The sequence below is a fragment of the Paraflavitalea sp. genome, assembly GCF_059502485.1.
Map to the genome: position 1 here is coordinate 1,025,031 of NZ_JCACET010000010.1, position 23,579 is coordinate 1,048,609.

At 47.1% G+C, this 23,579-nt stretch carries 8 protein-coding genes; all 8 read right to left on the minus strand.

Annotated elements, in window-relative coordinates; all coding sequences use genetic code 11:
• Positions 1-101: 101 nt before the first annotated feature.
• Positions 102-1,094, minus strand: coding sequence for a glycoside hydrolase family 43 protein (locus AC5JBY_RS21435; RefSeq protein ID WP_495906700.1), 993 nt, complete (start codon positions 1,092-1,094; stop codon positions 102-104).
• Positions 1,095-1,608: 514 nt separating this feature from the next.
• Positions 1,609-2,415 (minus strand): hypothetical protein, encoded by an 807-nt coding sequence (locus AC5JBY_RS21440; RefSeq protein WP_495906701.1) that lies wholly within the window; start codon positions 2,413-2,415, stop codon positions 1,609-1,611.
• 13 nt (positions 2,416-2,428) lie between these two features.
• Positions 2,429-2,794: a hypothetical protein gene (locus tag AC5JBY_RS21445; RefSeq protein ID WP_495906702.1), complete on the minus strand. Its 366-nt coding sequence runs from the start codon at positions 2,792-2,794 to the stop codon at positions 2,429-2,431.
• Positions 2,795-3,109: 315 nt separating this feature from the next.
• Complete coding sequence (locus tag AC5JBY_RS21450) at positions 3,110-3,652, minus strand: hypothetical protein (RefSeq protein WP_495906703.1); 543 nt, start codon at positions 3,650-3,652, stop codon at positions 3,110-3,112.
• A 5-nt stretch (positions 3,653-3,657) separates the two neighbouring features.
• Positions 3,658-14,241 (minus strand): RHS repeat-associated core domain-containing protein, encoded by a 10,584-nt coding sequence (locus AC5JBY_RS21455; RefSeq protein WP_495906704.1) that lies wholly within the window; start codon positions 14,239-14,241, stop codon positions 3,658-3,660.
• Positions 14,242-14,262: 21 nt separating this feature from the next.
• Positions 14,263-15,045 carry a LolA3 family protein gene (locus AC5JBY_RS21460; protein WP_495906705.1) on the minus strand — a complete coding sequence of 261 codons (783 nt, stop codon included), beginning with the start codon at positions 15,043-15,045 and terminating at the stop codon, positions 14,263-14,265.
• A 26-nt stretch (positions 15,046-15,071) separates the two neighbouring features.
• Positions 15,072-16,304, minus strand: coding sequence for a hypothetical protein (locus AC5JBY_RS21465; RefSeq protein ID WP_495906706.1), 1,233 nt, complete (start codon positions 16,302-16,304; stop codon positions 15,072-15,074).
• Between the two features lie 57 nt (positions 16,305-16,361).
• Positions 16,362-23,558: a PA14 domain-containing protein gene (locus AC5JBY_RS21470; RefSeq protein ID WP_495906707.1), complete on the minus strand. Its 7,197-nt coding sequence runs from the start codon at positions 23,556-23,558 to the stop codon at positions 16,362-16,364.
• Between the last annotated feature and the right edge of the window lie 21 nt (positions 23,559-23,579).

Sequence of the window (23,579 nt, forward strand, 5' to 3'; positions counted from 1 at the left end):
GTATGTACCTGCTTTTCATACCTGCTTGGGATAGCCATAAGAGACTTGCAAAAAGAAAAGCATATATACGGCACTAATTTTCTATAACATACCTGGGCAGCTTACCAGGATTTACCTATCCTGATCTTATCTCCCGTATCGTCTACTTCAAAAAGGCGGGGGATGCGGATATAACGGCCACCCTCTCCTACGCGGTGGCTGTGGAGGCATAATAGTAGTTTTCCTTCGAAGGTGCGGAACATCATGCCATGGCCAAAGTTGGGCGGGGTGATGGGTTCTTTTTCGTGTATCCAGGGGCCATCGAGCGTGCCGCTTTGCGAGTAGGCTACTCCTTGTGTATAATCGCTGTATACCCAGCTGGTCCACAACATGCCGAGCTTACCGGTTTGCGTGCGGAAGAGCCAGGGCCCGTCGGTTACTTTGTTGGGGATCGTATCTCCATTTTCATTGCGCTCCCTACTCCAGGGTGATGTGCTGGCTTTGAACAAAAGTTTCCTCTCTCCTACGGGGCCGCTGAGGTCTGGCTTCAGTTGTATCTTTTCGATGGTGCCGTCCCAGTTTTGCAGCCACTCGTAGCAATAGACCAAGTAAGGTTTACCATCTGTATCAACCCACAGCGTGGCATCCAGTGTAGGCATATTGGCGGGCAGGTAGGTAGGATCTTTCATCGGCACGTAAGGTCCATCAGGTTTATCGCTCACCAGGATGTGGCAAGCGCGACGCTCGATGACGTTGCCTTTTACTGTGTCGATCTTTACGTTGCGGTTGGTGAAGGTGCCGAAGTAATAGTATTTGCCTTTGTAGTAGTGTAGCTCTGCCGCCCAGATCATCGGGTTGTTGCCCATCCATGAGGTAGTGTCGTGTTTTGTGACCTTGAAAGGGCCAGTCCACGTTTTCAGGTCCTTACTCTTCCACAACAAGCCGCCAGTGCCTGTCATGTAGTACATCGCTGTGTTTTTATCTGCGAGGATAAAAGGATCGCTGAGGCGTATAGAATCCAGAGGAATGTTTTCTCTTACTACCGGTTGCCTGCTTTGTGCCATGGCAGGCGACAGGGTTATTGCCAGCAAGAGGGTTGCTATTATCGTTTTCATATGTTGCAAGTTGTGTTCAATCGTGTTTGATTATTTGCAGGCGTGAACTGCCCTGCTGTTTTTGGTGAAAACTGCACGTTTTAGTCAACTACGCTATTTCAATACTCTATCTATACTTCATCTATACCGTAGCTATACTTCATCCATACCATACCCTGCCTTTATCTTCGCTTCATCTGCCTGTCTCATCTTCCGTCCTGTCACTACTGCTGTCTAAATGACACTTATAATATAGTTCATCAAATGTAGTGCTAAAAAGTGAGCCTTGTAAATGTGCATGAGCCGTTTCCGGTGCAGGTGAGGCCAGATTATTCCTTTTGGTCTCTTTCGGGAGTTTTGGTGTGAAGGGAGGCGAACTGCGTTTGCTTCGATAGCAGATTTCTCACTGCGCTATCGCTTCGTTCGAAATGACAAATAAGAGTGAGGTCCGTTCGAATTGACAATGAGAATGAGTTTCGTTCGAAATGACGAATAAGGATGAACTGTGTTAGAATAAATGATTTGTAATGAAATCTTATTTCCCGAAAAGTTTGCGGAGGAAATTGACGGGTGCTTTGTCTTCGCGGGCGGGCGGATTGATCAATTGACCGGAAAGCCAGAACTGTCCCTGCACTACGCCGCCTTGTACAGGCTCTTTTTCCAACAAAGCAACATCGGCTACCACGTCTACCTCACCGCCCAGCGTGTCTACCAGCATCCAGTAATATTCATCCTGTGTCATAGCATTGCGCTTGCGTTCTACTTCTTTGATGATGCCGGTGAAAATGCCCACGGCCTGTGGCTGACCCTGCTCACCACCAGTTGTGGTAGCAAACAAACCACTGGGCACGAAAGACTGCGAGGCGAATTTTGGTTCGCCGTCTGGCTGTTGCTCGTATTCCTGTTCAGAAGCATAGAGGGAGATCTCCAGGGCAAAGGCGGTCAACTGAATATTGTAATCGCGCGGAAAGGCGATCGTACCAACAGTTCTGAAGTCGGGCAGGTCGAATACAAAGGGATATACACCGCTGTCGGGATCGTTCTTTGTTTCGGGTTCTGCCCATCCATGGAAGGAGCCATCAAGTTGGCTTTCGGGCCTGTTGATCGTTTCGGTGAGGCAAACTTTTCTGCTGCTCTTGCCTTTGTAATGTGGGTTTACACCAATGCATTCATTTTTGTGATTGAACTGCAGCCATAATTCTGCACCGGATGCATCGCGGTATACGGCATATGAACCTTCAGGCACTTTGATAGCCTGGCTTTGCTGGTAAGCTTTTTCCAGCAGCAGCGGAAAGGCTTCTTCAGTTTCTACACGAAACCCTATGTTCGAAAAATTGCTCATCTGTTTTGATTTATTATATGCCTTTGTACACCCCCATCAGCCATATTACACCAGCCAACATCAGGATACCCGCAATAGCTATGGCCGTCCATATCACTTCTCTTTTTATTAAAGGCCAGATCGTTATTTTGTAGTACCGGTAAATGCAGGCAATAATCGCTAAGATGACAAACGATGCGAAGGGAATATATAGTCCTCCGATAATAGCCATCCATATAATGGCACCTGCTATTCCTTCAAGAGCTCCGGCAGGCTCCATATTTCCATGCCAAACCGGCACTAACAATACGCTAAGGAGCAAGCAAATTGTTATTGCTATCAGGCTGGCCCTGACAAGCCATTTTATCTTTTCGATCCTATTCAGCAGGTACTCTTTCATACATTGTACTAAAGGCTTTTACGGGACTGGTTACAAAATAATAAAAGATTACGGGTTGGCATAATGGCCGTTTTCTGGGTATTCTCAGTATGCAGGGTTGTTTGTCGTGGGGTAGGTTTTAAATGAAAAAAAGAAATATGACTGCTTTCCTCGCAGACACAAGTACTCTTTACTCGTGCACAGTAACGAAAAAACCGCTGGTATTCCAGCGGTCTATTTTTAAGACGTATTTCCATTTAACTTTCCAGGCACAAGTACGCATCCGCACAAAGCCTAACTGCATACTTGCGCCAGTTGAGGGCCTGTCTAACCTATTCAAAAATATCCCAACAATAATTTATAAAATTCGATATATTTTCCACCTCCAGCTTTTTCGGCACATTCCAATACATATTTATGTCTAAATGCTGTATCCTGATTTAAATCATCATTAGTAAGCATCTTCGAAAAGTACTCTGCGCTAAGTAATATTGCATCAAGAAACATTTGTCCATTTTGAGCACAACTCCATATCACCCAATTTAAATCCGTATAGTCCAAGACCTCAATTTCCAGTGTAATTTTGTTCACAGCCAAGACATCAGCCTCAATCTCTCCTATCAAATAGTGATCCTCCGTTTCCGAAATAATATTAGAGAATCTAAGAACACCTATTTCCAATTTTGAGCAGTCATACCAATTCACCAGATGTAAAACCTCGCTATTAATAAACACATTAGATATAGGGGCTTCACGCTGAAAACAATCATACTTTTTCAACTCCCTTTCGATAAATCCCTCCGATACTCCTAGTCCCTTAAAGTCATCTCTTGAAGGTGTGTATCGCTTTATTTCTTTTACAAAGGAATCTTTATTCATTATTTTCATAATATTTTATCAGGGTCAATACTTCGTACATTATTACGATTGCCATTTTGATCATATGTCCAAGTTTCTTCGCGCGTACCAATTTTATCAACACCTCTATATCGCTTAGAATCTTCATCATAAATATAGCCCGAATACAATGTACCATTCACAATGCGTTTAGAAATATACAATTTGGGATTACCATTTTTATCAAGTATCGGCTTACCATTTTTCATAATAGGTAACCTTTCTATCTTAACTCCAGTAATTTCTACATAAACACCACTTTGGAAATCCTTTTTTACTTTATCAACATAATCTTCAGGCTGCTCTCCTCCGCTAAATGCGTTTATTAAAGCATCAGGATTGCTAGCATTAAACATAGAAATAGTTCCTAAAAAACCTAAAAAGTTCATTAAGCCGCCTGAAATGCCTTTAATCCTCCCTCCTCTTGTTACATTTTTAACCTTATCTTTTAAATATGCATGTAACTCACTAAACTTTTCTCTATTTAATTCTTTTGGAATTATAACGGCTTTATTTTGTCCATCAATATGGTGATGAAGTGTCGTATTACCCATATATGGTGCATGTGTAGGATTGTATTTAACCCATTGTTCATCGACCTCAGGCATAATGTTTTGTTTAAAAATTTTAAACTGATTATCCGGGCTAAACATTTCTGGCTTTTGCGCAAATTGCTGACGTGCAGCCCAAACACCATTTCTCGGAAACCCAGCTGAGTTAGTTCCTTTTACTGTAGTAGCCTTTGTCATATCAATTTGAGGCTGATTTTCCCAATATTTTGACACATCATCACCAGGTTCAGCACCATCTAAATCAATAAACCTAATTGGATTATTGCCTGCAAATTGGTAAGGCGTATACCATGGGTATTCCTGAGTCAAAGGATCTACACTCAAAAACCTCCCAACCCTCGGGTCATAAATACGCATGCCATAATCCTGCTGATTACCGAAACCTTTTACCTCATTGTCATTCTCCTTACCATTAAAGCCAAACCTGTATCCTTCTCCTGTAGCACTGCTGGCTATCCTGCTGGGCATGCCAAAGGCATAATAGTCTGTGGCATTTACCATATGGGGTTCGTAGTAATCCACAATGGCCACTACACTGTCATTGGGTAATGTCAAAGAGCCATTCGAATATACGCCTATTTTACGATCACTCACTGTGGTGAGCACATTGCTCAAATGGTTCGTCAGCTCATACTGGCGGCGTCCACGATCGTAAGCGCCTCCAGAGAAGAACTGGCTGTTGCCAGGTCCACCATCCACACTACTTCCATAATGGATAGCCCCCAACCGGCTACTGCCATAGAGCTGTCGTTCAGTACGGCTCAACTGTAGCCCGTCCAGTTGATTGGGTGATACAGAGCTATTGTCCACTGCAGCATAGGTACTTATTAGTTTACCTTGCGCATCCCGTACATACCAGGTGTAATTACGTGTGCCAGCATTCAGGTATTCCACTTTGCCAATCCGGTTGCCCTGAGCGTCATAATTGTATACCAATTTCACTACATTATTCCGGGTCGTAACATTGCGCGTAATCTCCATGATCTTGCCATACACGTTCCATTTGATGTTGGTGATCCCTTCCTTCTTGTCCTGCACCAGGTTGCCAATAGCGTCATACACATAGTTGGTATCATGTGGCTGGGTATCGAGATCCTGGATCGTTTCCCAGGCATTCGAGCCATACTTGGTAGAGTCTATATTGTCCGTTACGCGCCGTAACTGGTTTGTGCCAGCATAATAATGGTAGTTCAACTCATCCATTCTGGAATTGGCGCCAATGGCATGTCGAACAGCACTTTGGAAATTCCCATTGGCATCGTACGCCATTTCTTCGTGGAACGTTTGGTCCCAGGCCCAATTCGTGCCATAGGTGTTGGTGCCTACATTGAAGTTGAAATATGCATCCTGCTTCACTATCCTGTTCAACTGATCATACTTAAAATTGTACAGGATCGGCACATGCCCCATGGCATCGAACATCCGTATGTGCGTGGCCATGCTGCTAATGTTACCATTGTACAATGGACGATAAGCCGTATCAGGCAAGCCACCACCTGACCATTTGTAAGCCGGGAAGGTAGAAACTGCTCCCGGATTGACAGGTTTATAATCACCGAGGAAATAATTAAGGTTAAAGCCCAACGCATCACGGCCTACATATTGATTGAGTGTACCCGTTTTACCATCTCCGCCAATATCGTGTGTAGCCGTAGCCCCTGTGCTGTTCACTCCTTTCAACCAGCCCTGCAGGGTATAGGCATAATCCACGCCTTGCACCTGCTGTTGACCAAGAATGGTGCGTGCGAGCGGACCTTGCAGGTAATATTCATATTTGGCCTCTTTTTCCCACACGTAACCATCACCGCTTGTTTGCACTTCAGTCAACCGGTTTTCCGCATCATAGAAGTAGCGGTGGGCCCACTGATCGGAATAACCCGGCTGGTATTGTACTTTATTCACCTTACCGCTGATGAGGTCGTACTCATAGACAAACTTCTTCCAGCGGTTGCCGTTCTTGTTCATGAGGTTGGGCCGAATATCAGAACGACCATAATCCTGCAACAATGTATCCACGTTGCCATGAATATCGTAGCTGTAAAAACTACCATGGTTATAAGAAGTGGTCAGTCCAGGCGTATCGGTATAGGTTATATAGCTTACCCGGTTGCGTACATTTTGCTGTGCTACCACCATCTTGCCATCAATGCCGGTGAAACCATCATAAGCAATATCATATACTGTGTTGGTTACCTGCTCACGATAGTTCAGCAGTTTATCATGCCAGTTGACAAGTGTCACTTCATTCCGGGTAAAGGTATCATTTACCACATGTGTGAACGTATCTTTTACCTGCCCTACTTCCGTGATACGGCCCAATACATCATATCTCGCATAGCTGTAATAATAATTATTATTACTGCTAAGTCCCAACTGACGGGCATTGCGGCTTAACGCCAATCGGCCTAACCGGTCATACCAGAATTCTGTTTTGCCACCATCCGGGCTCTTTTGAGCAGTCACCAGATCCAAGGTATTGTAGCGATACTGTGTAGGCAGCAGGTGTGCAGGTACTTTCACTTGTTTGGCCAGCCGTGCAGCACTTACACTGTCTAGCCACAAGGAATCGTAGTTGGGACGTACGCCTGCGGGCGAAATGGTTTTCACCAAGTTACCTGCCTGGTCATAATAGTAGAGCGTATAATGATACTCACTCACCGTATGGCGTACGGTAAATTTCTCGAACTTGTATGCCTGCATACATTTAGCCATGTAGCGGCTATCGAAACGTCCTTTCAGCGAATCAGTATAGCGGCGATAGAGGTCCTGTGCCTTGCTTTGGATAAAGAAGGTGGAATCGCTGCAATTGTCGATTGCTTCCAGTAACGTGGGCGGGAATACCGGTTCCTGCCGACCACAAAGGGTAAGGGAAACTTCAGGCCCTGCACAATAATCCGGCTGAGCACCACACTTATTCTGATAGAGATTGAGTATCTCCAGCAGGGTATAGTTTGTGCCCAGTTTGTTATTGATGTAATCCGAAAACTCATTCGCAAACCGGATGGAGTCCGGAGCAGGCAATGCTGATTTGAAATTCGTTAATGGTCCTGTATTTACCTGGACACCATTCAGGTTTATCCACCATTTTTTGGCTATAAGTGTATTGATGGCTGCATCACTGGCGGAGGTCCTTGATACCGGGAGGTTCCAAAGTCCCAATGCACCGCTATCGACCGTTGTAGTATTGGCGAGATCAATAATAATCTTATCCAGTTGCGCTGCCGTTAAAGCAGACGTGGCCTGAAAGAAGAGCGCCCTCAACTTCGGTAAACGAAAATCCATGTCCTTTCCTACAATCGAGTCATAAGGCACCAATCGTATATGCGCTATATCGGGGAAATTCTGCGGCAAGTTGGGCAGGTACTGACTAATTGGTCTCAGCTGACTGGAAGGCAAGCTCACATCATTGTCCAGCCACAGGGAACGCATACCTCTATTGCCGGCAAAGCTTTCCCATTTATTAGTCCTGAAATTATAGCCGCCGCCATTACCAAATTCAATCAGCCTGACAGTATTAACCTGATTAAAATTCCTGATGTTAGCGGTATTGTTGAAGGTAGAATCCTGGGTACTGTGGAAACCCCATACCTTTATATGAGATGGAATATAGCCACGAATATTCTTCAGAGTGGTCATGTTCACACAATTGCTACCGCAATCAAAGAAGAACTCTTCGGTCCTTATATCACTATGGTAAATGGTAATGGTACGCAACATGGCAGAACTGTAGTAATGCCAAATTTTGTATGCACGAATACCTTGCCTGTTATTAATGAATCTCGCGTCACCACCTCCATCACCACTTATAAAGCTATTTATAGTAGTATGGCTGTTTTGTGTACTTGCCACTTTCATGCGGATGCTATCTCCAAAGTCAATATAACTTCCTGATCCAATCCGCACAGCATCCAGCGTAGCAGTTGGAATATCGAACTGGAAGTAACGCATGCCGATGATTCCGTTGCAAGGCATGGTTTGGCCCGGGTTCAGTTGCAGGCGGAAGCGTCCATTGGGTAGCGCGGTCAATGTACCTACTGCATTGTTCACTGCACTGCTGTTCCATATTTGTGCAAAGGATGTATTGATCTGGACAGTGGTACCGTCTACAGTATTGCCGATCAGGTTCTCATTTACATCAAATACGCCTTTAGGACCTTCATCGGGTGTTTTATCACCTGCCAGAGTACGCATGTCAAGATCGACAAAGCTATTGGCAGGGTTATGGTATTCATTCCTGAATTGTGTCAACAGCTGGCCCAGCTTATTGCAGGAAGGATCGGCATCCGGACATACATCCAGCACTACACCAGCCGCGGCATATAGCGCTTCTATTTGTTGTAAAGTGTAGCTGGTACCCTGTTGCTGGTTGAAGTAATCTACAAACGACGACTGACAATCAGGTATCGCTGAGGGACAAATATAATCTGCATCAGGGAGTGCAGGCTTATTGGGGTCCAGGTAATCTTCAAAATAACGGACTTTGCCATTGGCATCATACATTTTCACCCAGTCTACAGTACCATATCTTCCTCCATAACCGATACCCATTTGGGTAGTGTTGTTCAGCGGGAGCAACGGATTACGGTCAAATGCTGCAATCAACGCTCCATTAAAATAAATGTAATATTTAGTTTGCGAAACCTGGAACTTAACGGTGAACCAATCAGCTATCACATTAGGGTCATCGCTCGCCAAAATATAGCTAAACTTGTTAGACCCAAAGTCGAAGCCCCACTGGCTTGTATCGGCAGCCACACCGGAAAGATAAAGGCCTGTTCCTGCCCTCGTAAATGTGCCTGTAAGATGGGTAGCCCCTGCATAGAAAGCATGCCCTGATGGAAGGTCCTGCATGAATTTCATCCTGAATTCATATGCATACCCACCGTTGCTGGTACAAAACTGTTTACTATTATTTACAAAATAACCTACGTAATTGAAGAATGGCCCTCCACGTTGCCTGATGGTATCAGGCAGCTGTATCACTCCATTGTGCACAATATCACGGAAATCAGTGAAGAATTCTTCTTCACTGGAAGAAACCCTTGTTGTGATGCCGTAGGTCTGCTGTCTGCTGACCTTAAAGCTGTCTGCTATCTGTTGCAGGCTACCTGTATTGGTGCAAGCACCAGGCAATTTTCCGCAGGTTGCGGTATATAGCGAATCGATCTGACTGGCAGTATAGCTGCGACCTGTACGCTGATTAAAATAAGTTACAAATGACGATTGGCAGTTTGGCGGTGCAGATGGACAAACGATAGATGGATCAGGGAATGCCGGATGATCAGGATCGAGGAAGTCTTCGAAATATTTTAATGCTCCGTTTGCATCATAGGTTTTATACCAATCCATGCATCCATTTCTGCCACCTATACCCAGGACCACATTTACTGCACCGCCGAAAGTCAATGCAGGGGTGCAGTTAGTACGACGGATGAGTTTGCCATTATAATACAACTCATGGTAACCAGGTTTTACCAACAATTTAAATGTACACCAATCGAAGAGAGAGTTTTCGTTGGTATCGACCAATATAAAATTGAAGCCACTGCCACCATTTTCAAAACCGAATGAATTGCCGGACTCGTCTGATATTCCACTAATGTAAAGACCTGGTTCATAAGTAACACCACCAGCAGTAACGGGCGCTGAATAGCGTGAGAACAGGTAGTTTATTTTATTGTCAACATTGAGGTAAAAGCCATTTTCATGTCCTGTATTTTTCAAATATTTCCACCTGCTTTCTATAGCATAGCCGTCGGGGCCACAGAAATATTTACTACTATTCATCCCACCAATCTGAATATTATTGTACCATCCCCCAGGTCTTTGCCGTATTGAATCGGGCAGCTGTATAGCTCCATTACGTACCAGATCGTGCAGATCGGTATAAATGTCTCCTTCAGCTGAATTAAATTGATACCGTACCCCATACTGTTGCTGCCGTTGTTGTTTATAATCACTTACAATGGTCTGTAAACTATCGCATACGGCATTGTATGGATCACCGTTACACTGGCTTTTGAACAACAGGTATTCGCCTGCTGTCTTCACATAGCCCAGCCGGTAGTTCATGAACTGTTCGTATACCCTGTTCCAGGCAAGTTGTGCAGAATCGGTTATGAGTGTATCGGTTATGACCGGTTTTACGGCAGGGAACCGTTGCCGGAATTCTGTGTCCAGTTGTTTGAACTTATCGCAATCGACACATACGTCGCCTGTATTGCACTGGAACACCGGTGGGAGGAAGATGCGCCGGGAAATAAAATCACAATCGGCTGCCGGAAAGTCGGTATTACCGCAAAGGCTCAGCAGGGTATTGAGCACAGAGTCTTCCACAACGGTCTTGTATACCTCCCGCATGTATTGGGAAAAGCTGCCATAACGGGCTTTTTTGGGCTTGTACAAGTTGTATAAACGGGTAACATTGGTACACTCGCAGGTATCGGGCTTGGAATACAAGGGCTTATTGCCATGCATGGCCTGCTGATCATAGGGCTTAGGGGCTGTAATACCATAAGCATTACAATTGAGGGAATCATTGATGCTATGCGTAGCGTTGTAATACTTCAGGTAGGCTTCGAAGCTACGGAATTGGGCAGGGTTGAGACTTGAAGGCTTTACAGAGCTGGCTCCATAAGGGTGTACGGAGTCTGAACCTTCTTTACAAATAGCGATCAATGCAGGTATAATGACATTGTTGAGGCTATCGATATTATACAGTGTGCAGGGTGCGAGGTCCTGGACCCACCGGGTAGCATATGCTTTGCAGTTATCCGCATAATATTTTTGCATGAAGGCTTCTGTTTCAGCCTTTGAAGAAGGTACTTCGGCAGGCGATTGCAACGCCTTCATTTCGTTAGCATCGGCAAAATGGGGCGAATGGCCAGAGGCTACGATCTGCCCAGCCGTCATAGCACTGCCACAACCAGTTTTAATCCATTTATTGACGTGCGTGCGTTTAATATCGAGGTACAGCTGCCTGAAAGTGCGCCAGGCCATGTCCAGCTCGCCTTCACACATGAGCGAAGTATTGAAGGCTTTGTCGTTGGTCCTGTAATTATTGATACAGGCTGCCAAGCCGGTTTGACCGGGACACATCACCGTCAGCGTAGCTACGCTCCACAGGCTGATGTTTTGCCCGTCTATTTTGCGGTACTGGTTCAATGAATCGCGCAGACTGCTAAAAAAAGTACTGTCTTTAATCCACAACTGATCTGTACCGCTTGTATTACGGCCAAAATAAGTAGCTATACTACCTGTTTGGCTGGTAGGATTCAGGTAGCCCGCTGCTACAGCTGCCGCATAGCTGTCGACCGCTTCAAACTTCCGGTCCCACTCATGGCTGGCCGCCAGCTGTTCATAACGTACCAGTTTGCAATATTCGGGGTGCTTCTCCAATAAGGCTTCGGCCCAGCTTGGCTTGAATCGCAGGGCAAATAATTCCGGTGACAGGTTTTGCGGAGGCACCAGTTTACCGGCACCTTCATCAAATACCAAGTCGGGATTTCCCGCTTCATCAAGGTAATTGGTGACCAGCGTATATTTAGGCAAGGTATCGTTGATCTGGTTGTCATCCGCTGAATCTATACGGTTGAAGAAGATGGAATAACGATCCTGCGGGTTATCGATGTTGGCATACTGGCCCGAAGAGGGTGTCATATCCATCAGCATGGTGCGACGTATACTTAACACATCGCTCAACGAATCGCACAACTCGGCACACTGTTGCACTGCTTCGTCATAAGCAGCAAGGGCCATGCTTTTGTATACCGCAGTATCCACATTGTCGACACCATTGGTTTGCCGGAATTTGGTCCAAAAGTCTGGCCAGGTGCCCAAACTTGCCTTACAGCCATCGCAGGAAGGTTTACAGTCGGTGGTCATTTGCGCCAGCAAAGCCCGTTGCTCCACAATAAAGCTGTCCAGGCTTTTGCAGGTATTGGCCGCCATATAAATACTGTCGCGGTAATAATCCAGCGCATAGCGGCTTACCGACAAGCTTTTGGTGATCTCGTAATTCCCCTCCGGCATCCATTTATTGAACGTGAAGGAAAAACCGGTACCATTATCGCAGGTTGTATCGATGGCATTGAGCGAAAAGTTGCGCACAACGGTATCGAACGCAAATTTCTGGTTATTGCAATCATCCGTAATAGTGATCTGCAGGTCGTACAGGCAATCATAACACACTGAATCCATATTGCAACCTGCTTCTTTCAACAACAATGGGTTGAGCTGATAGGAGAATGTCCTGTTGCCTGCCGTGGTAACAGTCAGACTCTTTTTATGCTCCATCACCAGGTCTTTGATCACTACGGAGTAAGGATCGGCAATTACTTCCGTGCGGGTGGCCGGTGCATTTGAACTCAATTTCTGAAGGTTAGCGTCAGGGTTACCGGCGAGTGCGGTGGCAATAGTTCGTCCACGCATGTCCACATAACTAACGCTGTATTGTCCATTGGCATCGCGCACCACGTTTTTGAAGTAGTGCGACCTGTCACCTACTTCCGTTCCGAAGAGGGCATCCAGCTCGCGCTGATCGGGTGTACTGTAGTAATATTTTGTTTCATGACCGCTTCCCAGGCGAAAGTCTGACCCTACCCCACCCTGGCGATTCACCCGCCCTGTATTGTCCTGGGTATATTCTACTTCGGTAAATGGAAAACCGCCGGCATTTGGCACATATTTGTGCACGCCGGAATCTTTAAACGCACTGAGCGAAGAGTAATATTGTGAAGCACCGGAGACGGAATCCATCGCCGCAGCCCGTACGTCGCAATATTCGCCGGGACTGCCAATACTATCGAACAGGTTTTTACTATACTCATCCGCATTGATACCCTGGTTGAAGTTTTGGGTATATCCAATGATGGTATTCAAGGTAGGCGCAGGCAACACCTGTATTACCGGACGCCCCTGGTAGTCATAAAAGCTTTCTGCGACCACGGTCCGGCTGGTCGAGTTGTCTTTGGTAACGGTTTGCCTACCCCGCAGGCTGCCATCATAATATTGCACTACACTCTTGCGCTTGCCTTCTTCCGCAAAACTCGTTGTGGCCTGCCAGTTGAAAGTTCGTTCGTGGCCATTGAAGTTGAAGCGTCCATGCCCTACATCATCAAGTGTGGTCCACGTTGCTTCATAGCGGCCACCACCTGCCTGTACCTGCACCGCCCGTACGCGGTAAAAAAGATGCCCTTTGCTATCGTAAATAATGGGTATGCGGTAAGCGGTGGCAGGGATAGACACCCGGGTAGCATTGTGTGCAAAGATCAGGTTCAGGTTAGGATTATTGGGATCGTTGCCATATCGATGCGCAGCGAGGGCTGCAGAGTCGATATATGCCCATTCAAGATCGTATTCATTGGCGCCAATAGACGGCGTCCACCATACGGGCAACTCATCCTTATCAGTGCCCTCCGCCCAGGCGGAATCACTCAGCTGGCTAATGGTGTTGCCGGAATACGAAAAATTATATTCGGTATAGCTTTGGAGCAGGTTCACGATCTTCAACGTACGCCATATATTCCAGGGAGTTGTGCCTCCCGGAAATGACACCGATACAGAAGTAACTTTTACCGTTGCCCCATAATAACCGGTTTTAACATAGGTTGCTTTTTGTGTATAGGATCCATTGGTGCTGTAACCAATCGTGAGGCTCGTGGTTTGCGGAGAGAGCAGGGTGCCGTTTGCCTCTTTGTAAGTAATGGACAAACCCACGGTTGCCGTGAAGCCTGAAGGAAAATGCAGCGGCAGCCCTTCGTTGACCTCGAAAGAAATGATGCTTTCCGTCCTGTAAGGAGTTTTGAGCAAACCCGTATAGGCCGGATTAAACATCTTGGCATCCTGGACCGTGACCAATGAATCGACCTTGATCGACCCAAGGCTACCGTCCAATACCCCGATCACCGGCGGGTCAACACTTTGCCCGTTGGCGGGTTGCCAAAGCAGGGATAACAATACTATCGTTGTAAGCCATTTTGTGAAGAACAACTTTCTCATAATATTTTATTTGGAGAGACCTTAAAGTCCCGGAGTACCCAGAAATACTTTATATCTTTCATACGGCGCCACCGTCACATAATCCTGCCCTTCTTTTTTGATGTATTTTCCAAGATCGAATACATTGTCATTAAACGTGCCCTGCCGGTAGTTCGAATAGAGCGTTTCCACGATCACATAAGAGGTAGCAGCATCAGCGATCTGCGACCTGACAGACGGATCGTACAACTGTTCCGAACGCACAATGCTCACCATCTTCGTGAGGAAGCCTGTTGTCCGGTCGATATGCCAGGTCATCTGCCGACAGGCAACGGGACCGGCAAGGGATAATGTGATCACCTGCTCTGCATTCGTTTCTTTCCAGGCATACTGTGCTTCTTTATTGTTGAACAGCATCGTATCCAGCATGGCCAGGCCAATATTGCCGGTTCCGGATTGCGCAGCACCTTCACCTGGCTTTGCGAGGTAAATGATGCTGTCTTCTTCAAACCGCATCAACAGCAGGCGGGTGTCGTATACACTCTCCCGATTGTCGAGGATGTTCCAGTACCTGTTGCCGTGCAACTTGTATTGGCCCTTCAGGCTATCGAGGTATTCCCCGGGCTTGCTCTCGGCGGCATAGCGGTATAGTATATCAAAACTCAGGTATTGGGCCTGCTGGTACTTCGCCGCCATCGACCGTATCGCCTGCATGGCTTTACCAGCATCATCTGCCGGCGTCTGCCCCCAGCCTCTACAGGGAGACACCATGATCATTATCACACAGATCGTGGCTATCGATACATTAAATAATACTCTTTTCATACTCCTGTATTCTGGATTCAATGTTCTTAATTTTCTTTTACGAGGGCACTTCTCGTTTCTTTGATCGTCTTCACCCCGCGCTGTGTTTCTTTCTTCAACCTGATCAGCGTGCCATCATCGTCATACTCATATAATGTGGCATAGTTGTTCTCATCCAGCTCGGCCATCAGCCGCAGGTTTACCGGATGGAATGCAAAAGACTTCATATTGGCATTGAAAGGATGAATGCGGAGATCGTCGAAGTAAACAGCGTTGGCGCCTATAGATTGCAGGCTGATCGTAAACTGCGTGGATGCCGAATCTATCGGAAACACCGATTCGTACCGTTGCCAGCCTTCTATGATGCTGCCAGATGGATAAAAAGTAGCGGACTTAATCCCGTCTGTTACTACAATCTTATTGTTGGTATAACTGGCACGAAAAGTATTATCTCCTACCTCTTTTACCCAGGCGCTGATCAGCATGCGCTTGTCAGGCACCGGTGAAAAAATGGGCAGCAGGATCGCTTTCCCCGTACTGATCTCATCCAGCACCGCACCGGCACAGGCATCGGTTTTCGTAATAAAGTTTAGCCTGGGCATGGTATCATCCTGTGTTACCTTCTTCACTTCAAATGACAATCCAACGTTTGCGCCGCTACTCCCCTGCACTTTAAGGCTACGCAAGCCAGTATGGCTTTGCGTGGTGTCGATGCTGGAGCGCCAGTCGGAGTAATCGATATGTCGTGTAGCTGCGCAAGCTGTGTCACAAACCTGCGTGGCAAACACATAGTCTTCAAATCCTTCATAGGCGCTTTCGCGGTAGCGACTGTTTTGCACTACCGCCACCGGCATCGTCAGGTTATAACCATACAACCCGGCATTGTAGCGGCCCAGGGGATCCCGGTTCTCTACTTCAAAGCCTTTACGATTGAAGAGGGTCAGCTCACTGTTCCACACCCAACGGTTGGTGTCGATGTTTGCAGTCAGCTTGCTGCTTTGAAAAGCCCAGAATGTTGTAAAATCTTTGAAAGTACCATCACGGCGGATATTGGTGGTAAGCGCCGTGGGATCCTGCTCGGTGCGACGGGCATAGTATGTATAACTTTTATTAGCCCGCCAGTTGCCCAACACCCCCGTGACATAAGGATTGAATACCGTATCGGCAATAATGCTTTTACAGATGGTGCCGGTAATGGTGTCGCAGGATTGAGCATTGACTTGTGCAATACCCGCAAACAGCAGCACTCCCGCTATGAATATTTTTTTAATCAACCTCATACTATATAGATGTTAATTGTGCATGTAGTTTTATACTGATCTAACGACTTTATTCTATCATGTACCTCCGCCACCGCTTTCACATGGGTTCAATTCGTCCGGAGCTCCATATTTGTATTCGTATAATACATTGGGTGATTCAAGCTGATTCAAATAATATATCTGGATATGTGTCCCCAATGTTCTTTCGGTTCCGGTACAGATGACTTCGTACAGCGTGGTATTGAGCCAGACTCCATCTTCCCAGTTCTCTACATGATATCTGATCTTCTTATTGGACAATGCGAGCGGAATAGTCCGTGCTACATCGGAATAAAATTTCAACTTGATGATGGCCGTCTTTTCATTAGAAGTATTATAAACGGTATCGATCTCCACTTTTACATATACGCAAGTGTCTTCAGGCTCGGGCTCTACCTGAGAACAATACTGAGGTCTGTATACTCTTGCTGTTGAATCGGGTCCCGCACAAACCGAAGTATCCGAATATGTTCTTATCATATAGCCGGTATAGGTAAATGGCTTAGTTCCGGTCACTTCACAAGAAGAATCCACCAGTTTCCAGGCCTTCGGTGGCTTACAATTAATACAATCCAAACCATAAGAAATCCATTTAACCACATTGAAACTATCGCTGCAGGACTCCGTGTTCTGGTAACCTATTAGCCTGATACCGGTTTTCTTGTTGTTGACATCCAGGACGCAACTATCGCGGAGGTATTGCCAGTTTGGCGGCCTCTTACAGCTATCACACGCGGCCCCATACTGTACCCATTTTATCATACCTGCGCTATCACTGCATGGCTCTATATTTTGATACGCCTTTAGTCTTATACCTGTGTTAACTCCTCCGATCTTCTGGCAGCTATCACCGATTGCCAGTTGCCAGCTGGTTGGTTTCTTACAGCTATCACATTGCAGCGTCTTCGTCCATCGCACGGCGCTATCGTTGCAAGCCTGCAGGTTCACCTCTTTGCGCAGGAGATAACCGGTATTCTTACCATTGATGTCTTTTTCGCAACGGGTGCTGTCCAGCGGCCACCACTCATCTGGTTTGGAACACATGGTACAGTTTACCGTATCCCGTATCCACCTGATGGCGCCAGGATTGCTACTGCATGTTTCAATATTGGTTTGCTTACGCAGTATATAACCGGTATTGATGCCATTGGAATCTTTCTGGCAACTATCGCCGGTAGTGAATTGCCAGTTCGCAGGTTTCGGACACAGCGTACAGTTTTGTGCTTCCGCTATCTGCCAACGGTATTGCCCGTAAGTGGCGCTGCAGGAGGCTGTATCTATCTCACCGCGATAACGGAAGCCGAGATTGTTGCCGGCGCTATCCTGTGCACACTGGAAGGAATCTGTTTGAGCCCATTTGCCTGGGCGCGGGCATGCATAGCAATTCTCTACGATTACCCATGTCGAGTCGCCGTAGGTGGGGCTATGCGGATTTATATCTTTATGCTGTACACGTTGGTAGCCGGTATTTACTCCACTACTCTGTACACACTCCCATGTACCATCGGGTTGCCAGTTGGGAATGCAGGTGATGGTGGGTTGTTTGCGCAATACATCATCCGTTTTCCAGAACTGGCGGAACTCTCCTGCCGAGGCAGCAATGATCTTCGAGTTTGTATTGACCACCAGCTCATATTGACCCGTAGTCGTATTCTTCTTCACCAAGCTGTCGAGACTGGTAACGCTGCCCACTGCGCCAAGGACATTCCTCCTGCCCGAGCGGATAATACGCAATGAGATATCGTATCCTGTGTACGCTTTACCCCACCGGTCGATGAAATAAATGCCACGTGCGCCGCCATATAGCACACTGCTGTCTACTGCCCATATTTTATCGAAGTCCGGGAAAGTGGCAATGGAGTCCTTGCCGCAACCTGGAATATCCTGTGTTCGTTCTTTGCCTGCTACCAGTATTTCATCACCACTGCTAAAAAGGCTGTCCTGTGCAGGCGTCATACCCACCAGTTTGCCATCACGGATGTCTACATGGCGCAGCACCGCATCGATGTTCTTATAGGCCAGCCCCATGCCATCATATGCCCAATGGGATGGATAGGTGAAGTTGAATACCGGGTCGTTGAACTCATTCTGCGTACGGGTAAGCAGCACATCGCCCGTTTCGCTATCATACATAAGATCCTGCGTAGATATCCTACTTCCTTTATCTACCTGTATGGCGCTATCGAGGATGCCATATCGCTGTATGATCTTCGTAGTGGCCGCACTGCGGAACATATTTTCTTCTCGCTGTGAAAAGTTGTACAGGGTAGTGAAAAGGAAGAACGGTGGTACAAAAGGAACTGTAAAATAATCCCAGTTCAGCGGCAGGTTGAAAGCCTGGGTAACTGTCCGCTGCATGCGCATGTCCATCATCAGCTCCACGTCCTTACCTATGAGGGCGGCCGTATCGATGCTGCCATCAGGCCGCATGACCATTACTGTGTTGGCCAGCCGGCGGAAACCAGGAATGGTCGTATCTGTTCTATAGAACTGCTCACTATAAGCAATAGGATGTATAGGATCTGTTTCAGCATAAGAAGCCTGTGAACGCATTTTCCCATGCATATCGTTCAGCTCTATTTTAAAGCCCTGGCTCAGGTTCATGTAGTGCTTGGCGTTGATGCGAAGCAGGTTGGCAAGCGTAGGTTTATATCTTTTTTTGTTGTCGCCATCAATCAGTGTTCTGTCCGTATAAATCGGGTAATCATAAGCCGTATAAAATCTTGTTTCCTCATAACCATTGGCAGATTTCGTTTTCTTGTAGTTGATGGTTCGCACGCGTACACGGCTATAGCCTACGCTGGCGCCCGGAAAGAATGATTCACCCAGCGGTTCTTCTGTATAGCCCAGGGTAACGGGACCCAACGGCGCTATCTTCTCCACATATTCCACCGGTATCCGGAAAGGGTTTTCTTCTCCGCCAATGCCTGGCTCCCAGATGGCCACACCACTGCTTCCCATAATCGTGGAGCTATCCATCTGCAAGGGCGTGGTATAAATATATTCCTGCCCGTAGACTGCAGGTCTTACGGCTGGTTGTCCAGGCTTTTTGGCCATTTTATTCCAGTGATCGTACACCGTAATACGCTTTACCCGGTGGCCGCCACCCATCTTTTTCAGGAAGGGACTGTTGAGCCTTACAAAGCTGCGCAAGGTGTCTATGTTCTGTCCCCAGGGTTTGTTGCGCGCAATAGCATCAAATGAGCGGAAGGCACTGGTGATACTTGAAGCCATACCGGCCAACATCATCACCGCCTCTTCGAGGTCAAGATCATCGCCTGTCTCTGAACCCGGGTATGCTTTCGCAGGCAGGTTGAGACGCAGGAACTGGGTAGCGGCTTTCACCAACGGGCTACGGGGACCAGGCTGGTCACCTGCGAGGGATATACCGGCGAGCTTTACCCAAATCACCTGGCTGTTGATGATACCATAATTGCTATCGGCATCGAGGTTGGCATATACAGGAATGTGCTCATAGCCACTATCAAGGGGTTTTGATGGCATTTCCACCATGAGCTTGAAGTATAGCTTTTCCACGCCCGCGAGGTAAGTATTGTAGAGTTCGCGCCGGTCGGTTACCGGTTTGGGTACACGAATGAACACATACCGGTGATCGGTCCAGATATTATCGATCTGTTTGGTATAGAGTTTCGATGAGCGTTTATCAAAATCAGGTGTGGCAGCTGTCCCGATCACGCGGAATAGCTGCATGGCCCGCTTGTTCTGCACAAAAGCATAGTCGTCACTTTCATACTGCACTTTGAGTGCTCCTCCTGATGGCAGTTGGATAGAATCAAGCGCCCAGGCTGCGGCATTGGCAGCAGCGGCGGCACTGTCGTGCAAAGCATAAGGGTACTCAGCGTTGGTGACCACATTACCGGTTACAGAACCCGGGTTTTGCATCGGGTCTTTATAGACGCCCCAGCGGTCATTGCGCTGCAGGTGGTAAGCAGGGTTCTTGCTGTTGTAATTGAATACATAAGGATTCTGTTTACCCTTATTGTTGTTGTTATAAGTAAAATATAGTGTGTCAAGGGTAAGTTTTCCCGTACCTGTTCCATAGGCATCAGCGCATAGCCTGTATGAGTACTTGAAATGCACCGTTTTGACGGGTATGGCAGCGGCTTGCTTCGTCTTAAAATCTGCTTTGCTGTAGAGCCTGATCTCCCTCAGCCGTTTGGTGGCATGACTGGCAATTTTATTCCCGTTTTCACCATAGGCAGGCAGGTCATCACGATCCTCCAGGATAAAGGTGGCCACCATGGTCTTCGATTCGATGGAATGCAGGTACCACAGTTCTTTTTCTCCAAAAATATAGTTGCCTTTATCATCTCTGTTCTCCGTCCTCAGTCCTTCGTTGTAAGCTGCAGCCCGTTCAGCCGATGGAGTGCGCCACTGGTAAGGGTTACCAATTCCTGCTGTTTTCGTGTAGTTGAATTTTACGGCATCGCCGATATCATCGTCACTGATACCATTACCGGTGATATCAGAATAATCAGCCGACAAAATGCCTGTGAGCAGGAATGAGTGTGCATAAGATGGTACTTCTTCACTGCTGTAATAATTGTCTTTTCCTTCGTGGTTTCCGATGGCGGTATTCTCGCGCCCGGGAACATATTTTGCAAGACCTGTGCTGCGGTCGCCACTGTCTTTATTTACCGCAAAGGTTACTTCCTTTTGTTTGAGGTTGTATACTGGTATGCCATAAATGTATCTCCTGCCATCGTTGTTGAGCACGTCGATCTCAGAAATATGCGTGGCTTTGCGGAAACGATTCACACGTTGCTCCCGCACAACATTGTTGAAATCCATCGTATCCTTAACAGGCGGGGGGTATAAAAAAGTGGTTTGGATTATCTCTCTGCTCGTTTTACCAGGTATCTGCCACCACAGCCAGCCATATGCATCGCCGCCGGCTTCAAAATACTCTACACGTATGTCATAAAACTTACCTGCCACCAGGTTCACACTTGCTTCTCCCTCGTTTTTCGAGTTAAGACTCCATTTATTGATGATCAACGTGTCGTTCAGGAAAACCCGCATGCCATCATCACTGGTTGTATATATTTTATAATTGCCTGTTTTGGGTGCTTTTAGCCTACCCACCCAGCGTACGGTAAAATAATCCCAGGGGAAGTTGCCAGGCAAGGCCTTGTTGGGCGCTTTTACATAGGGAGGCTTTCTCCAGGGCCATACAAAATCAACGTTCTCGATTGCCGGGAAAGGAGTGCCTCTAAAATTCTTTTGGGAATAATATTCTGCCTGCAAACCTGATCCAATAGCAGCCAGTTCTTCCATTTTTGGTTCACCGCAGGTATCCGTGTGGAATGCATTCATTTTGTGGTACTCGATGTACTTCGACAATCCTACTGTCTGCGCTTCCTTTGCTGTGAGGTAGCTGATCACCTGCGTGCGCTTGTCTCGTTCCTGCTTAACTGCATTGCGCCTGTTCAGCGTGTCGAATCCATTAAAGCGTCCATTCTTGTATCGTCTCAGGTAATTCGTTGCGAAAATCATCCCACTGTTAGATCCTTCGGGCTGCGACAATCCCACTGTTACCACATCGTCGCCACCCAGCTTTTCATAAAACCGTTTATCGTTGATTGATTTCTCGCCAGGATTGCGGAAATACACTGCCTGGAAATCGGCTGAGTCTGTCCGGAAATAAGTAGCCTCGCGCAGCAGGTTCTGATTGATCCAGGGGCCGTTTTCCGTGATCACCCGGTTCATGTTGAGATCGAGCCCCGCATGGAAAAGGTCTCCCACGCCAAGGTCTACTCCTAACCTATGCGACCTATCCTTGGTGCGGATAGTATGATCATACACAAAACCAATATCGCTGCGGTAAGCGCGGAACATGCCACCCGTTCCTTCACCCGAAATAGAGAACGCATCGTAGGTATAGGCAGGAATAGCAATATGGGGTATGGCCGGCTTTTCCCGGTAAGGCACTTCCTTCTCGCGGTTGAAATCGAGCAGGGAAGCCGTGTTCTGTGCCCCTGCGGCATAATGCAAGTAGCCATAGGACGGCAACTCCAGCAAGGTGTCTGCATCAGCAATGTATTGTTTGGCAACATAGCCACTCAGGAAAAAATCAGCAAAAAATCCTTTCACTGCGCCACCTATTTTGCCCGAAAAAGATATCTGGTAGCTGGTATAAGGAATGGTGATGGAAGGTGTATACGTGGGGCTGTTGAAAGAAATGAAGGAGGATATGCCCTGGTAATAACCACGGCTAAGACTTTCACCGTTTTTCTTAACCGTCTTTGATCGACCAGCACCCAACCCCAGCTGCAATGCCCTTAACCCACTGCGTGTATTGTATGGCTGGGTCACAGAAAAACCATAAGTCGATTTGTTTTGATCAGCATCCGTCTGTACAAGCTTTGCCGATAATGAGGGCGTGATCGACAACCCATCCATCGAGCTATTCGTGATCGAAAGACCGGCCGTAAGAGAACCACTCCCAGTTTTACCGGCATTGATGCTGGCATTGATACTGTGCTCCAATCCCCAGCCCCGGTAATTGTTGTGTACGACGCCCAGGCTGGCGCCAATGTTGACACCGGTTTTGGGACTATCTACTTTTTGTCCTCCTTTCTCTTTGGAAGGAAATCCGAAAATCTCCAGGTCGGCTCCGCCCGTTACACCCACGGTCTTATTCTCTTTTATATGCTGCACCTTTCGCACGGAGTCATATACTCCATTAAAATCATCCGGCAATCCACGCATGTTCCGGGTGATCGTGCCGGGGTTGACATTCCACCCGAGCCCCACCCAACTCGCGTCATCGTCCATCCCCACACCAGCGCGGTAAGCAAGGTTTACCGGATATCCACCTACATCCATCAAGGGAATGTTGTAAGAGAAATCACCCGTAAACAGGTCGACCATGTTGGCACTACCCACCGAAGTGAAGGCAGCCATTTCCGGTTGTCCCGGTCCGGTGGTGAAAGTAGTGAGTGGTGAGTAGTGAGTGGTGAGTGGGACGCTGGAAACACCTACTTCCTGTGTAGGGTTGGCAGCAACGTTACTACCGCTTGCAGGAGTGCTCATACCCGCCGCTGACAAAAACCAGGGTGAGCGGCTTGTATAAGACGGGGCCGGCTTGTAGGGCAGCGACGGTCTTGTTTCCGCCCTGCCTGCTACCGGTACCAGCACCAGCTCCAGGTAAAATACTGCCACAAAGAACCAGGCTATGGACTTATGATAACGCGCCAGAGAAACTAACATGCTATAATTATTTTTATACGT